14 protein-coding genes are annotated in these 14650 nt (G+C 44.2%); all 14 read left to right on the top strand.

Annotated features, from left to right (window positions below):
- Positions 1-6 precede the first annotated feature (6 nt).
- The 14 genes from rpe (at position 7) to HMPREF9378_RS02930 (ending at position 14580) form a co-directional block, all read left to right on the top strand.
- On the top strand, positions 7-666 hold the full coding sequence (rpe, locus tag HMPREF9378_RS02865) for a ribulose-phosphate 3-epimerase (RefSeq protein ID WP_002893879.1): 660 nt from the start codon (positions 7-9) through the stop codon (positions 664-666).
- Positions 659-1291: a thiamine diphosphokinase gene (locus tag HMPREF9378_RS02870; protein ID WP_002902191.1), complete on the top strand. Its 633-nt coding sequence runs from the start codon at positions 659-661 to the stop codon at positions 1289-1291. The genes rpe and HMPREF9378_RS02870 overlap by 8 nt, the downstream gene beginning before the upstream one ends.
- Position 1292: 1 nt before the next feature.
- Positions 1293-2549, top strand: coding sequence for a DNA recombination protein RmuC (locus HMPREF9378_RS02875; RefSeq protein ID WP_002902192.1), 1257 nt, complete (start codon positions 1293-1295; stop codon positions 2547-2549).
- Entirely contained in the window at positions 2539-3483 is a 945-nt protein-coding gene (locus HMPREF9378_RS02880) for a 3'-5' exoribonuclease YhaM family protein (protein ID WP_002893873.1), read from the top strand. The genes HMPREF9378_RS02875 and HMPREF9378_RS02880 overlap by 11 nt, the downstream gene beginning before the upstream one ends.
- A 92-nt stretch (positions 3484-3575) precedes the next feature.
- Complete coding sequence (gene purR / locus HMPREF9378_RS02885; RefSeq protein WP_032909079.1) at positions 3576-4391, top strand: pur operon repressor; 816 nt, start codon at positions 3576-3578, stop codon at positions 4389-4391.
- 21 nt (positions 4392-4412) lie between these two features.
- Positions 4413-4877, top strand: coding sequence for a hypothetical protein (locus HMPREF9378_RS02890; protein ID WP_002914096.1), 465 nt, complete (start codon positions 4413-4415; stop codon positions 4875-4877).
- A 217-nt stretch (positions 4878-5094) separates the two neighbouring features.
- Complete coding sequence (gene rpsL, locus HMPREF9378_RS02895) at positions 5095-5508, top strand: 30S ribosomal protein S12 (protein ID WP_002893867.1); 414 nt, start codon at positions 5095-5097, stop codon at positions 5506-5508.
- A 19-nt stretch (positions 5509-5527) separates the two neighbouring features.
- The gene (gene rpsG, locus HMPREF9378_RS02900) at positions 5528-5998 is read left to right on the top strand and encodes a 30S ribosomal protein S7 (protein ID WP_002893865.1); all 471 of its coding nucleotides are present in this window, start codon (positions 5528-5530) and stop codon (positions 5996-5998) included.
- A 241-nt stretch (positions 5999-6239) separates the two neighbouring features.
- Complete coding sequence (gene fusA / locus HMPREF9378_RS02905) at positions 6240-8321, top strand: elongation factor G (protein WP_002914093.1); 2082 nt, start codon at positions 6240-6242, stop codon at positions 8319-8321.
- A 320-nt stretch (positions 8322-8641) separates the two neighbouring features.
- Positions 8642-9649 (top strand): type I glyceraldehyde-3-phosphate dehydrogenase, encoded by a 1008-nt coding sequence (gene gap, locus HMPREF9378_RS02910; RefSeq protein ID WP_002899102.1) that lies wholly within the window; start codon positions 8642-8644, stop codon positions 9647-9649.
- 353 nt (positions 9650-10002) lie between these two features.
- Complete coding sequence (glmS, locus tag HMPREF9378_RS02915) at positions 10003-11814, top strand: glutamine--fructose-6-phosphate transaminase (isomerizing) (RefSeq protein WP_002911624.1); 1812 nt, start codon at positions 10003-10005, stop codon at positions 11812-11814.
- Positions 11815-12045: 231 nt separating this feature from the next.
- Entirely contained in the window at positions 12046-13065 is a 1020-nt protein-coding gene (locus tag HMPREF9378_RS02920; protein ID WP_023916956.1) for an LLM class flavin-dependent oxidoreductase, read from the top strand.
- Positions 13066-13277: 212 nt separating this feature from the next.
- Positions 13278-14324 carry a uroporphyrinogen decarboxylase family protein gene (locus HMPREF9378_RS02925; RefSeq protein WP_002911629.1) on the top strand — a complete coding sequence of 349 codons (1047 nt, stop codon included), beginning with the start codon at positions 13278-13280 and terminating at the stop codon, positions 14322-14324.
- 55 nt (positions 14325-14379) lie between these two features.
- Positions 14380-14580: a hypothetical protein gene (locus HMPREF9378_RS02930; protein WP_002911630.1), complete on the top strand. Its 201-nt coding sequence runs from the start codon at positions 14380-14382 to the stop codon at positions 14578-14580.
- Positions 14581-14650: the final 70 nt, after the last annotated feature.

Here is a 14650-nt window from a genome sequence, read left to right as displayed (position 1 = left end):
AGAACTATGACTTCATTCAAAATTGCCCCTTCAATCTTAAGTGCGGACTATGCTAATTTTGAATCAGAACTAAAAAAGTTAGAAGCAACAGGCGCTGAGTATGCTCATATTGATATTATGGATGGTCATTTTGTACCCAATATCAGCTTTGGGGCTGGGGTTGTTGCCAGTATGCGTCCTCACAGCAAGCTAGTCTTTGATTGTCATCTGATGGTTTCCAATCCTGAACATCATATTGAAGAATTCGCTCGTGCCGGTGCAGATATTATCAGCATCCATGCCGAAGCGACACCTCATATCCATGGAGCGCTGCAGAAGATTCGAGCAGCAGGGGTCAAGCCTAGTGTTGTGATTAATCCGGGAACACCAGTCGAAGCAGTCAAAAATGTTTTGAATTTGGTTGATCAAGTCCTTGTGATGACAGTTAATCCAGGCTTTGGCGGTCAGGCCTTTCTGCCAGAAACCATGGATAAGATTCGTGAACTGGTCGTTCTGCGCGAAGTCAATCAGTTGAATTTTGATATTGAAGTGGATGGCGGTATTGACGATAAGACCATTGGGATTGCTAAAGAAGCTGGTGCCAATGTCTTCGTGGCTGGCAGCTATGTCTTCAAGGGTGATGTCAATCATCAAGTTCAGACCTTACGGGATGCCCTGCATGACTAAGGTGGCGCTGTTTGCTGGCGGAAACTTGGAACATTTTAGCTTAGATTTTGATGTTTTAGTTGGAGTAGACCGTGGAAGCCTCTTTCTGCTTGAGCAGGGAGTTTGTCCTGACTTGGCTGTCGGAGATTTTGACTCTGTGAGCAAGGAAGAATTGCTACGTATAAAAGATAGAGCTAAGGAAGTCGTTCAGGCCCATCCTGAAAAGGATGATACAGACTTGGAGTTAGCTGTTCTGGCTTGTTTTGAACGGTATCCAGATGCCCGTTTGACCATTTTCGGCACCTTTGGGGGCCGTCTGGATCATGCCTTGGCCAATGTTTTCCTACCCAGTAATGAAAAAATTGCACCTTATATGGAGAAGATTTTTCTGGAAGATGAGCAGAATCTGCTGACCTATGTTCCCCAGGGGCGCCATGAAATCAAACCAGTAGCTGGCATGCGCTATCTGGCCTTTCTGCCGTCGGATGATGCTGCCTTAACGATTGAGGGCGCCAAATATCCGCTCAATAAAGATAACTTTTTTTTCAAAAAAGTGTATGCTTCTAACGAATTTATAGATAGGCCAATTTATTTGGACTTTGATAGCGGCTATACAGTCGTCATTTACAGCAGAGACAGGAGCTGATATGGAGTTTATAATCATCCTCATTCTTTTGGGAAATCTAGTACTGACCTTTCTTTTATGGCAAAAGATTAGTCAGCAGACCGAGACGCTAAAGCAAGTCTTGGAAAATCAGGCAGATCATCTATCGGATCAGTTGGACTATCGCTTGGAGCAGGAAAGTCAGAAAAAGCAAACGGCTCAGAAAGAGCTGGAATTAGCTCTGGGAGATCGTTTGAGCGAGGTCAGGACAGATTTGCACCGCAACTTGACAGATCTGCGCTTGGAAATCAGCGATAACCTGACCAAGAATCGGGATAAAACTGACGAGCGTATGCGGCAGATTCAAGAGTCCAACGAAACCCGTCTAGAGCAGATGCGGCAGACTGTTGAAGAGAAACTGGAAAAGACACTTCAGACTCGTCTTCAGACTTCTTTTGAAACGGTCTCTAAGCAGTTGGAGTCTGTTAATCGCGGTTTGGGAGAAATGCAGAGTGTTGCCCGAGATGTCGGCACACTGAATAAGGTCTTATCCAACACCAAGACTCGGGGGATTCTAGGGGAGTTGCAACTGGGGCAGATTATTGAGGACATCATGACGGCCAGTCAGTATGAGCGAGAGTTTGTGACGGTGGCCGGCTCCAGCGAGCGTGTCGAATATGCCATTAAACTGCCAGGACAGACGGAGCATGAATATGTCTATCTGCCCATTGATTCTAAGTTTCCTCTGGCCGATTACTACCGTTTGGAAGATGCTTATGAGTCTGGCAGCAAGGAAGAGATTGAGCTCTACCGCAAGTCTCTCTTAGCAAGCGTTAAACGCTTTGCCAAGGATATTAAAAGTAAATATCTGGCGCCGCCAGCTACGACTAATTTTGGAATTATGTTTCTGCCAACGGAAGGTCTCTATTCGGAAGTTGTCCGCAATCCAGCCTTTTTTGACAGTTTGCGACGGGAGGAGCAGATTGTGGTAGCGGGGCCATCTACCCTGTCTGCCCTACTCAATTCATTGTCTGTCGGTTTTAAAACGCTCAATATCCAAAAAAGTGCGGACGACATCAGCAAGGTTCTGGGTTCTGTCAAATCCGAGTTTAACAAGTTCGGTGGAATTCTGACCAAGGCACAAAAACACTTACAGCATGCTTCGGGTAACATTGATGAACTCTTGACTCGTAGGACAGGAGCTATCGAAAGAACCTTACGCCATATTGAGCTGTCTGACCAAGACCTCGATTTGAACTTACTTGATTTTTCAGAAGAAAGGGAAAACAATGAAGATTAATCAAATGAAAAAAGATGAACTGTTTGAAGGTTTCTATCTGATCAAGTCAGCAGAAGTCCGTCAGACAAGGGCTGGGAAAAATTATCTGGCCTTCACTTTCCAAGACGATACAGGGGTAATCGAGGGTAAACTCTGGGATGCTCAGCCACATAATGTTGAAGAATTCACTGCTGGCAAGGTTGTGCACATGCAAGGCCGACGGGAAGTCTACAATAACACGCCTCAGGTAAATCAACTGACCCTGCGTCTTCCTAAGGCTGGAGAGCCCAATGATCCAGCGGATTTCAAGGAAAAACCGCCAGTAGACCAGAAAGAAATCCGAGATTATTTATCTCAGATGATTTTTAAGATTGAGAATTCGGTCTGGCAGCGCGTGGTCCGCTCGCTTTATAGCAAGTACGACAAGGAGTTTTATTCTTATCCAGCTGCCAAGACCAATCACCATGCTTTTGAGTCGGGGCTAGCCTTTCATACCGCTACCATGGTCAAGCTGGCGGATGCTATCGGAGACATTTATCCTCAGCTTAATAAAAGCTTGCTCTTTGCAGGGATCATGCTCCATGACTTGGCCAAGGTTATTGAGCTCAGCGGTCCAGAAAATACCGAGTATACCGTGCGAGGCAATCTGATTGGCCACATCGCTTTGATTGATGAAGAATTGACCAAGACCTTGATGGAGCTGAAAATTGACGATAGTAAGGAAGAGGTTATTGTCCTGCGCCATGTCCTTCTCAGCCACCACGGTCTCTTGGAATACGGCAGTCCTGTACGGCCTAAGATTATGGAGGCAGAAATTCTTCACATGATTGATAATCTGGATGCGGAGATGATGATGATGACTGCTGCCTTGGGACTTGTAGATCCAGGTGAAATGAGCAATAAAATATTCGCTCTTGAAGGCCGTTCTTTCTACAAACCAAAACTTGAACAGTAAAATACGAAAAATGGACATTACTTGGAAAAGAATGTTCGTTTTTTTGTTTCTGTTATGGTATAATGAATAAAATAACTTTAATTGGTGAAAAAATGAAATTAAGAAGAAGTGAGCGTATGGTGGTTATCTCCAATTATCTGATTAACCATCCTTATGAATTAACGAGCTTAAATACATTTGCAGAAAAATACGAATCTGCCAAATCTTCTATTTCAGAAGATATTGTCATTATTAAGCGTGCCTTTGAAGAGATTGAAATTGGAACCATCGAAACGATTACTGGTGCTGGTGGAGGAGTGATTTTCAGCCCGTCCATCTCAGATGCAGAAGCTAAGACCATTGTACAAGGTCTTTGTGATCAGCTGTCTGAAAGCAATCGGATTCTTCCTGGGGGCTATATTTATCTATCTGATCTGCTCAGCACTCCATCCATTTTGAATAATATCGGACGAATTATTGCCAAGAGCTTTAAAGATCAACAGATTGATGCGGTCATGACAGTTGCGACTAAGGGTGTTCCTTTGGCCAATGCAGTAGCCAATGTTCTCAATGTACCTTTTGTCATCGTTCGTCGGGATTTAAAGATTACAGAAGGGTCAACGGTCAGTGTCAACTATGTATCGGGCTCCAGCGGAGATCGTATTGAAAAGATGTTCTTGTCTAAGCGCAGTCTCAAGGCTGGCAGCCGTGTTTTGATTGTGGATGACTTCCTCAAAGGCGGAGGGACCATTACAGGGATGATTAGTCTCTTATCTGAGTTCGACTCGGAGCTGGCAGGTGTAGCGGTCTTTGCGGACAACGCGCAGGCCAATCGCGATTATCTGGGCTATAAATCGCTCTTGAAAGTAACCAATATTGATGTCAAGGCGAATACCATTGATGTGGAAATTGGAAATATTTTTGATTAGGGAAAAGGGCGGAGATTATAGATGAAAACAGTTTTAGAAAAGTTTGACCACAGTCCGCTGTGGATTCGTTTAGGAGTATTGTCGATTTTATTTGGGATTCTGATTACCGGCATGGTTTTTGTGCAGGGACAGGCTAATTCCACCAGAAATTCAGTTAGTTCAGCTGCCAGCATCGCATCAAGCAGCTCTTCCTTACAGCTATCTTCTGCTCAAAAAGAAGCGCAGGAAAAAGAAATTCAGGAAGAGGAGCAAGCAGTTCAGGCCGCAGAAGAAGCAGTCAAACAGCTTGAAACCATGCAAACTTTGGAAGATTTGCAGCTGGCTAAGACTGCAGTAGAGAAGGTTAAGGATGCAGCGACGAAGGCTAGATTCCAAAGTCGTATTCAGGCGATAGCAGTCTTGATTGATCCGGAAGCAGCTCAGGCCGCTGTTTCTGAAAATCCAGCTGGTGTATCAGAAGAAGCAGTGGCTCAGCCGCAGCAATAAGTCAGCAGCAATCTAATAAGCAGAGATAGGCTTAAAATAGAAAAAATGTATTGACAGAAAAGTATCGTCGTGCTATAATGATAGACGGTACTTTTTACTTTTGGTCTCTCAAAAGTGTACAGAGACGTGCTGACAAATGTTGCAAAAGTACACGCAGATGGTAGCTGTCACCAAGTGTATCATCACCAAAATTAAAAAAAAATACAGGAGAATGTAGATGCCTACAATTAACCAATTGGTTCGCAAACCGCGTAAATCAAAAGTAGAAAAATCTAAATCACCAGCTTTGAACGTTGGTTACAACAGCCATAAAAAAGTTCAAACAAACGTATCTTCACCACAAAAACGTGGAGTTGCAACCCGTGTCGGAACTATGACACCTAAGAAACCGAACTCTGCCCTTCGTAAGTTTGCCCGTGTACGTCTGAGCAACCTGATTGAAGTTACAGCTTACATCCCAGGTATCGGACACAACCTGCAAGAGCACAGTGTGGTGCTTCTTCGTGGTGGACGTGTAAAAGACCTTCCAGGGGTACGTTACCATATCGTCCGCGGTGCACTTGATACAGCAGGTGTTACTGATCGTAAACAAGGCCGTTCTAAATACGGTACTAAAAAACCAAAAGCATAAGGAAAGGGGAGAAAGATAAATGAGTCGTAAAAACCAAGCGCCTAAGCGCGAAGTATTGCCAGATCCGCTTTACAATTCAAAATTAGTTACTCGTCTTATCAACCGCGTTATGCTTGATGGTAAACGTGGTACAGCGGCTTCTATCGTTTACGGAGCTTTTGACCAAATCAAAGAAGCAACTGGAAACGATGCGCTGGAAGTATTTGAAACAGCTATGGAAAACATCATGCCTGTACTTGAAGTTCGTGCTCGCCGTGTCGGTGGTTCAAACTACCAAGTTCCGGTTGAAGTTCGTCCAGAACGTCGTACAACACTTGGACTTCGCTGGTTGGTAACTATTGCTCGTCAACGTGGTGAGCACACAATGGTTGACCGCCTTGCAAAAGAAATCTTGGATGCATCTAACAACACCGGTGCAGCTGTTAAGAAACGTGAAGATACTCACCGTATGGCTGAAGCCAACCGTGCCTTCGCACACTTCCGTTGGTAAGAATAAGATACTAAGGGCGTTAAAAAAGCGACTGAAAATTAGGAAGCTTGACGCAGAATCAAAGATTCTAGAAAAGCTTATCTATTTTCCGAGCTTTTAGCCCGAGTTCAATTCAACTTATCTACAAGTTGAGACCAACAAAAACAAGATAAACATTGAGAACGGGTAGGTCCTGCCTATCCGTTTTTGCTAAATCATGTTATAATAAATTGTAAAATAAATTAATAGGAGAAATAACCAAATGGCTCGCGAATTTTCACTTGAAAAAACTCGTAATATCGGTATCATGGCCCACGTCGATGCTGGTAAAACAACAACAACTGAGCGTATTCTTTACTACACTGGTAAAATCCACAAAATCGGTGAAACTCACGAAGGTGCGTCACAAATGGACTGGATGGAGCAAGAGCAAGAGCGTGGTATCACTATCACATCTGCTGCGACAACAGCTCAATGGAACAACCACCGCGTAAACATCATCGACACACCAGGACACGTGGACTTCACAATCGAAGTACAACGTTCTCTTCGTGTCTTGGACGGTGCGGTAACTGTTCTTGACTCACAATCAGGTGTTGAGCCTCAAACTGAAACAGTTTGGCGCCAAGCAACTGAGTACGGAGTTCCTCGTATTGTATTTGCCAACAAGATGGACAAGATTGGTGCTGACTTCCTTTACTCAGTAAGCACTTTGCATGATCGTCTTCAAGCAAACGCTCATCCAATCCAATTGCCAATTGGTTCAGAAGATGACTTCCGCGGAATTATCGACTTGATCAAGATGAAGGCTGAAATCTATACTAATGACCTTGGTACAGATATTTTGGAAGAAGATATCCCAGCTGAATACCTTGAGCAAGCTCAAGAATACCGTGAAAAATTGGTGGAAGCAGTTGCTGAAACTGATGAAGATTTGATGATGAAATACCTTGAAGGTGAAGAAATCACTAACGAAGAATTGAAAGCTGCTATCCGTAAAGCGACTATCAACGTTGAATTCTTCCCAGTATTGTGTGGTTCTGCCTTCAAGAACAAGGGTGTTCAGTTGATGCTTGATGCAGTTATCGACTACTTGCCAAGCCCACTTGACATCCCAGCAATCAAAGGTATCAACCCAGATACAGAAGAAGAAGAAACTCGTCCTGCATCTGATGAAGAGCCATTTGCAGCTCTTGCCTTCAAGATCATGACTGACCCATTCGTAGGTCGTTTGACTTTCTTCCGTGTTTACTCAGGTGTCCTGAACAGCGGTTCATACGTATTGAACACTTCTAAAGGTAAACGTGAGCGTATCGGACGTATCCTGCAAATGCACGCTAACAGCCGTAATGAAATTGAAACTGTTTATGCTGGTGATATCGCTGCTGCCGTAGGTTTGAAAGATACAACTACTGGTGACTCATTGACAGATGAAAAAGCTAAAATCATCCTTGAGTCTATCAACGTTCCAGAACCAGTTATCCAGCTGATGGTTGAGCCTAAGTCTAAGGCTGACCAAGACAAGATGGGTATTGCTCTGCAAAAACTGGCTGAAGAAGATCCAACATTCCGTGTTGAAACAAACGTTGAAACTGGTGAAACAGTTATCTCTGGTATGGGTGAGCTTCACTTGGATGTCCTTGTTGACCGTATGCGTCGTGAGTTCAAGGTTGAAGCTAACGTAGGTGCACCTCAAGTATCTTACCGTGAAACATTCCGTGCTCCAACTCAAGCTCGTGGATTCTTCAAACGCCAATCTGGTGGTAAAGGTCAATTCGGTGACGTTTGGATCGAGTTTACACCAAACGAAGAAGGAAAAGGCTTCGAGTTTGAAAATGCTATCGTCGGTGGTGTGGTTCCACGTGAATTCATCCCAGCGGTAGAAAAAGGTTTGGTTGAGTCAATGGCTAATGGTGTCCTTGCTGGTTACCCAATCGTTGACGTGAAAGCGAAACTTTACGATGGTTCATACCACGATGTCGACTCATCTGAAACAGCCTTCAAGGTTGCGGCATCACTTGCTTTGAAAGAAGCTGCTAAGACTGCACAACCAGCTATCCTTGAGCCAATGATGTTGGTAACAATCACTGTTCCTGAAGAAAATCTTGGTGACGTTATGGGTCACGTAACAGCTCGTCGTGGACGTGTTGATGGTATGGAAGCGCATGGTAACAGCCAAATCGTTCGTGCTTATGTTCCACTTGCTGAAATGTTCGGTTATGCGACAGTTCTTCGTTCAGCATCACAAGGACGCGGTACATTCATGATGGTATTTGACCACTACGAAGATGTACCTAAGTCAGTACAAGAAGAAATCATTAAGAAAAACAAAGGTGAAGCTTAATCCTTGAGCAAACCTTGGCACTCGCGTTTGCGGGTGCTTTTTCTATTTTTGGAGAACTGCCCCTCAATAAAAAGGGGAAATGATTGATTTTGTAAGTTGTATTCCCGCATTTTCAAAAGATACTGCTTTGCTTTTTCAAATCAATGAAAGTCGAAATGAAAGTTAGTGAAAGAATTCATAATACTTGTTAATAACAATGAAATCAGTTGCATTTTACCTCAATTAAGTATATAATAGAAATGTTGAAAGGTGATTTGTAGCAACTCAAGTTACTCTTTTCACATAAAAATTTTTTGATTTTCATAAGGAGGAAATCACGAATGGTAGTTAAAGTTGGTATTAACGGTTTCGGTCGTATCGGTCGTCTTGCTTTCCGTCGTATCCAAAACGTAGAAGGTGTTGAAGTTACTCGCATCAACGACCTTACAGATCCAGTAATGCTTGCACACCTGTTGAAATACGACACAACTCAAGGTCGTTTCGATGGTACTGTTGAAGTTAAAGAAGGTGGATTCGAAGTTAACGGTAAATTCGTTAAAGTTTCTGCTGAACGTGACCCAGAACAAATTGACTGGGCTACTGACGGTGTAGAAATCGTTCTTGAAGCAACTGGTTTCTTTGCTAAGAAAGATGCTGCTGAAAAACACCTTAAAGGTGGTGCTAAGAAAGTTGTTATCACTGCTCCTGGTGGAAACGATGTTAAAACAATTGTATTTAACACTAACCACGACATTCTTGATGGTACTGAAACAGTTATCTCAGGTGCTTCATGTACTACAAACTGCTTGGCTCCAATGGCTAAAGCACTTCAAGACAACTTCGGTGTTGTTGAAGGTTTGATGACTACTATCCACGCTTACACTGGTGACCAAATGATCCTTGACGGACCACACCGTGGTGGTGACCTTCGTCGTGCTCGCGCTGGTGCTGCAAACATCGTTCCTAACTCAACTGGTGCTGCTAAAGCTATCGGCTTGGTTATCCCAGAATTGAACGGTAAATTGGACGGATCTGCACAACGCGTTCCAACTCCAACAGGATCAGTTACTGAATTGGTTGCTGTTCTTGAAAAGAACGTAACAGTTGATGAAGTAAACGCAGCTATGAAAGCAGCAGCTAACGAATCATACGGTTACACAGAAGATCCAATCGTATCTTCAGATATCGTAGGTATGGCTTACGGTTCATTGTTCGACGCAACTCAAACTAAAGTTCTTGATGTTGACGGCAAACAATTGGTTAAAGTTGTATCATGGTACGACAACGAAATGTCTTACACTGCACAACTTGTACGTACTCTTGAATACTTCGCGAAAATCGCTAAATAATTCAATGGTAAAAGAAAGAGGCTCATTTGAGTCTCTTTTTCTGTATCTTGCTTTGTGAGAATCATCAAAGACAGGTCTGTGGTTTATTGAGCTTCTATTTTCCAAATTTTTAGTCATATAAAAAGTCATTTTTACCATATCTGTCCATTTTTCTAAATGCTTCAAGGAGCTGTTTTGCTGTAAGAGAAGCTAAGCATACTTTTCTTAAAGAAGACTATACCAATTTTACACTTGACAAACCAAAAAACAGTGTGTATACTAGCTTTGTTGGAGTTTTTGGACTCCAAAAAGACTATACCAATTTTCAATAAGAAGGGCTGGTTTCTAAAATATAGGAAATCAGAAGTAATGTTATGTGTGGAATTGTCGGAGTTGTCGGAAATCGCAACGCAACTGATATCTTGATGCAGGGCTTGGAAAAGCTGGAATACCGAGGTTATGACTCGGCTGGAATTTTTGTAACAACAGGGAAAACTTCTAGTCTGATCAAGTCGGTCGGTCGTATCGCTGACCTGCATGCTAAAATTGGCATTGATGTTGCTGGGACTACTGGTATCGGACATACTCGTTGGGCTACTCATGGAAAACCAAGTGAAAACAATGCCCATCCTCATACTTCACAGACTGGCCGTTTTGTCTCGGTTCACAACGGTGTGATTGAGAACTACCTTGATATCAAGAATACCTATCTAGCTGGTCATGACTTCAAGGGGCAGACAGATACAGAGATTGCTGTGCATCTGATTGGCAAATTCGCTGAAGAAGAAGGCTTGTCTGTTTTAGAAGCCTTTAAAAAAGCTCTTCACATTATCCGTGGTTCTTATGCCTTTGCTTTGGTGGATTCAGAAGATGCAGATGTTATCTATGTTGCTAAAAATAAATCTCCACTTCTAGTCGGACTGGGTGAAGGCTACAATATGGTCTGCTCAGATGCCATGGCCATGATTCGTGAGACGAATCAATTTATGGAAATTCATGACCAAGAGCTGGTTATTGTCCGTAAAGACAGTGTGGAAGTGCAGGATTATGATGGGAATATTCTGGAGCGTGAAAGCTATACAGCTGAGCTTGACTTGTCCGATATTGGTAAGGGGACTTATCCATACTATATGCTCAAAGAAATCGATGAGCAGCCAACTGTGATGCGTAAGCTCATCAGCGCTTATACAGATGATAAGGGGCAAGTATCAGTAGATGCGGATATTGTCAAGGCTGTTCAGGAAGCTGACCGTCTCTATATTCTTGCAGCTGGAACTTCTTACCATGCTGGCTATGCTTCTAAGCGTATGCTGGAAGAGCTGACGGATACACCTGTTGAACTGGGCATTGCTTCTGAGTGGGGCTATGCCATGCCGCTCCTTAGCAAGAAGCCTCTCTTTATCTTTATCAGCCAATCTGGTGAAACAGCTGACAGCCGTCAGGTCTTAGTCAAGGCGAATCAGATGGGTATTCCAAGTTTGACCGTGACCAATGTTCCAGGTTCTACGCTTTCTCGGGAAGCCAATCATACCATGCTGCTGCATGCAGGTCCTGAGATTGCGGTTGCTTCTACTAAGGCCTATACAGCTCAAATCGCAACCTTGGCTTTCTTGGCTAAAGCTGTTGGCGATGCCAATGCTTCTGAAAAAGCGGCAGCCTTTGACTTGGTTCACGAGCTGTCCATAGTTGCGCAGTCTATTGAGTCCACTTTGTCAGAAAAGGAGTTGATTGACAATAAGGTCCGTGGCCTTCTGGAAACGACCCGCAATGCATTCTATATCGGCCGTGGTCAAGACTACTATGTGGCGATGGAAGCCAGCCTAAAACTCAAAGAAATTTCTTATATTCAGTGTGAAGGTTTCGCGGCTGGTGAGCTCAAACACGGTACGATCTCTCTGATTGAAGACGGGACACCAGTCTTGGCTCTGCTTTCAGACGAAGTCTTGGCTAGTCATACACGAGGCAATATTTCAGAAGTCGTAGCTCGGGGTGCCAAGGTGCTGACCATTGCTGAGGAGAATGTAGCCAAAGAGGGAGACGATATCGTACTCAATCAGGTTCATCCATACCTGTCACCAATCTCTATGGTGGTACCGACACAGCTCATTGCTTACTTTGCAACCTTGCACCGCGGCTTAGATGTGGATAAACCACGCAATCTCGCTAAATCTGTAACGGTGGAATAACCGTCTTAATGAATCTCGATAAAAATACCAAGCCTCAGATTTTTCTGGGGCTTTTGGTATGGTATTTTGGTGACGATGCTCTTTGGAAGTCTATTTCGACCATGGCAAAGCCATGCTGACGACAGTCATCCTATTTTATACAGATGGACAAATAGGTTGAGCATCATTTTTGTATTTTATCACTAATTAGTGATAAAATATTTTTATCTTAAATATCAGGAGGACAAAAACATGGTGGAATTAGGTATTTCTACTTTTGGAGAGACAACGCCGCTGGAGGGGACAGGGCAGACCTATACTCATGATGAGCGGATTCGGCAGCTGGTAGCAGAGATTGAGTTGGCAGACAAGGTGGGGCTGGACGTGTATGGCATTGGAGAGCATCACAGGGAGGATTTTGCGGTCTCTGCGCCGGAGATTGTGCTGGCGGCTGGTGCGATCAAGACGGAGAAGATTCGCCTGACCAGTGCTGTCAGTGTCCTGTCGAGCTTGGATCCTATTCGAGTCTACCAGCAGTATGCGACGATTGATGCATTGTCAAATGGCAGAGCAGAGGTCATGGCTGGCCGTGGTTCTTTTATCGAGTCCTTTCCGCTTTTTGGCTATGACTTGAAGGATTATGAAGAGCTTTTTGATAAAAAGCTGGACCTGCTCCTCTATGCCAATCTGACGCAGACTATTGAAAATCGGGAAGTCTACCCACGGGCGGTGCAAGAAACATTGCCAGTTTGGGTAGCGACGGGGGGCAATGTCGAGTCCACCATTAAGGTCGCCCAGAAGGGACTGCCAATTGCGTATGCCATTATCGGTGGACAGCCTAAGCGCTTCAAGCCCCTGCTGGATGCCTATCGCCGGATTGGGCAGGAAAGTGGCCACTCAGATGAAAAGTTGAAGATCGCTGCCCACTCTTGGGGCTGGGTCATGGAGGATAATGAGGAGGCGGTCCGGACTTACTTCCATCCGACCAAGCAGGTAGTGGACGCTATCTCTAAGGACCGCCCTCACTGGCGGGAGATGACCTATGAGCAATACCTGGATCAGGTAGGACCAGAGGGTGCCATGTTTGTCGGTAGCCCTGAACATGTCGCTCAGAAATTGATCAAGATGATAGAGGAGCTGGGACTGGACCGCTTCATGCTGCATCTGCCGTTGGGATCGCTTCCGCATGAGCAGGTTCTCCAGTCTATCGAACTCTTTGGCACCAAGGTTGCACCGCTCGTGCGGGAGTATTTTGCAGCTAAGGGTAAGTAAGATCGGAGTAGCAGTTTTTTGATAAAAATTACCTATCTCGTCTATAGAAAATATATATGGTACTTATCTAAAAAAGGTACAAAAAATAAGGTTGTTCAGCAGAGTCTGAGAAGCCTTGAAAAAGCTAGCTTAGTCTAGCTTTTTTATTTTGCTTTGATAAATATTTTTAATCAGGCTGATAGGGAAAATATATTTCCCAGGAGAAAGAGAGGATGGTAAGATATATTACAAATTCAAAGAAGGAGGAAGTAATGGTCAGCAAGAAAGAATTAGTGCTGAGAGCTTTTCGGGGTGAAGAAGTTGACCGAGTGCCTGTTGGTTTTTGGTTTCACTTTGTAAGCCAAGAGGAAAAGATGCTGGGCCTGAACAATCCAGTGATTTTCAATAAAAGTGTTGAGGGGCATGCTGCTTATGTTCGAGCTGCACGGCCAGATTTTGTCAAGATTATGAGCGATGGCTTCTTTAAGTATCCTAGCGCGCTTTATTCGGATCATGTTGAGTCCATTCGGGACTTGGCAGCTATTCAGTCTATCGGTGAGCATCATCCTTGGATTGAGCAGCAGATTGAGATGGTGAAGGCTGTAAAGGCAAGCTATCCGGAGGACCTCGCTTCCTTCTACAATATCTTTGCGCCGGTCACCTATCTCAAGCGCTGGTTCCGCAGGGAAGGGTCACGAGGAGATAGAGAAATTGCAGATTTTTTAGCAGAGAATCCCGAGCTGACAGGACAAGTTTTGGATGTCATTGCCGGCGATATTGCTATTTTGACTAGACGTATCATTGAGGAAGCGGGCACTGAGGGGATTTATCTCAGTACACAGCAAATCCAAGACGGCCGGGTAGATGCGGCTAGTTATCGTAGTTATATTGAGCCCAGTACGGTTAAGGTTTTGGAAGCGGCAAATGCGGCTGGCGGAGTGAATATCCTCCACATCTGCGGCTTTGAAGGAGCCAGCAATGATTTGGAACTGTTCAAAGACTATCCGGCTCAAGTCTTTAACTGGGCAACTCACCATGAGGGTGTCAGCCTAGCGGAAGGGCGCAAGCTCTTTGGCGGTCAGACTGTCCTTGGGGGCTTCGAAAATAGCAGAGCAGCTCTTCTAAATACAGGCAGTCGTGCAGAATTAGAGGATGAGACCAAGCGGTTGCTGGCTGCAGCTGGCAGTCAGGGAGTGATTCTAGGGGCTGACTGTACTGTACCAGATGATTTTGAAATAGAAAGATTGGACTGGATCCGCCAGGCAGCTAATCAGTTCTGATGGAATTGCCAAAGTCCTAAAGAGCAATTTTCAACTCTTTCAAGGAGGAAGATAGATGAATCGGTATCAAAAAATGCTTGCTGCTCTTGCTCTGATATTATTGATAATAGGAACCTTTCTGAGCATCAGTCAGATTTATGCTCATCAGTCTTCAGACAAAAAAGAAGATGATTTGCAGGCGCTCAAGAAACTGCCTGAGCAGTCAACTGGCTTGATGCAGCCCAATGATATCGCTGCCCTGCTCTTGTCGGATTAGAATTTTAAAAGGTTGACTTAGCTCAATGAGCAAGCTAAAAAACAAACCATTGGCTAGATAAGGATAATAA

The organism is Streptococcus sanguinis SK1 = NCTC 7863, assembly GCF_000194945.1.
Classification (GTDB): domain Bacteria; phylum Bacillota; class Bacilli; order Lactobacillales; family Streptococcaceae; genus Streptococcus; species Streptococcus sanguinis.
This window is presented reverse-complemented; position numbering and strand designations above follow the sequence as displayed.

Bases quoted from the DNA above. Each gene is read 5' to 3' on its own strand.
- rpe (WP_002893879.1), top strand. From the start codon at position 7: ATGACTTCATTCAAAATTGCCCCTTCAATCTTAAGTGCGGACTATGCT.
- HMPREF9378_RS02870 (WP_002902191.1), top strand. From the start codon at position 659: ATGACTAAGGTGGCGCTGTTTGCTGGCGGAAACTTGGAACATTTTAGC.
- HMPREF9378_RS02875 (WP_002902192.1), top strand. From the start codon at position 1,293: ATGGAGTTTATAATCATCCTCATTCTTTTGGGAAATCTAGTACTGACC.
- HMPREF9378_RS02880 (WP_002893873.1), top strand. From the start codon at position 2,539: ATGAAGATTAATCAAATGAAAAAAGATGAACTGTTTGAAGGTTTCTAT.
- purR (WP_032909079.1), top strand. From the start codon at position 3,576: ATGAAATTAAGAAGAAGTGAGCGTATGGTGGTTATCTCCAATTATCTG.
- HMPREF9378_RS02890 (WP_002914096.1), top strand. From the start codon at position 4,413: ATGAAAACAGTTTTAGAAAAGTTTGACCACAGTCCGCTGTGGATTCGT.
- rpsL (WP_002893867.1), top strand. From the start codon at position 5,095: ATGCCTACAATTAACCAATTGGTTCGCAAACCGCGTAAATCAAAAGTA.
- rpsG (WP_002893865.1), top strand. From the start codon at position 5,528: ATGAGTCGTAAAAACCAAGCGCCTAAGCGCGAAGTATTGCCAGATCCG.
- fusA (WP_002914093.1), top strand. From the start codon at position 6,240: ATGGCTCGCGAATTTTCACTTGAAAAAACTCGTAATATCGGTATCATG.
- gap (WP_002899102.1), top strand. From the start codon at position 8,642: ATGGTAGTTAAAGTTGGTATTAACGGTTTCGGTCGTATCGGTCGTCTT.
- glmS (WP_002911624.1), top strand. From the start codon at position 10,003: ATGTGTGGAATTGTCGGAGTTGTCGGAAATCGCAACGCAACTGATATC.
- HMPREF9378_RS02920 (WP_023916956.1), top strand. From the start codon at position 12,046: ATGGTGGAATTAGGTATTTCTACTTTTGGAGAGACAACGCCGCTGGAG.
- HMPREF9378_RS02925 (WP_002911629.1), top strand. From the start codon at position 13,278: ATGGTAAGATATATTACAAATTCAAAGAAGGAGGAAGTAATGGTCAGC.
- HMPREF9378_RS02930 (WP_002911630.1), top strand. From the start codon at position 14,380: ATGAATCGGTATCAAAAAATGCTTGCTGCTCTTGCTCTGATATTATTG.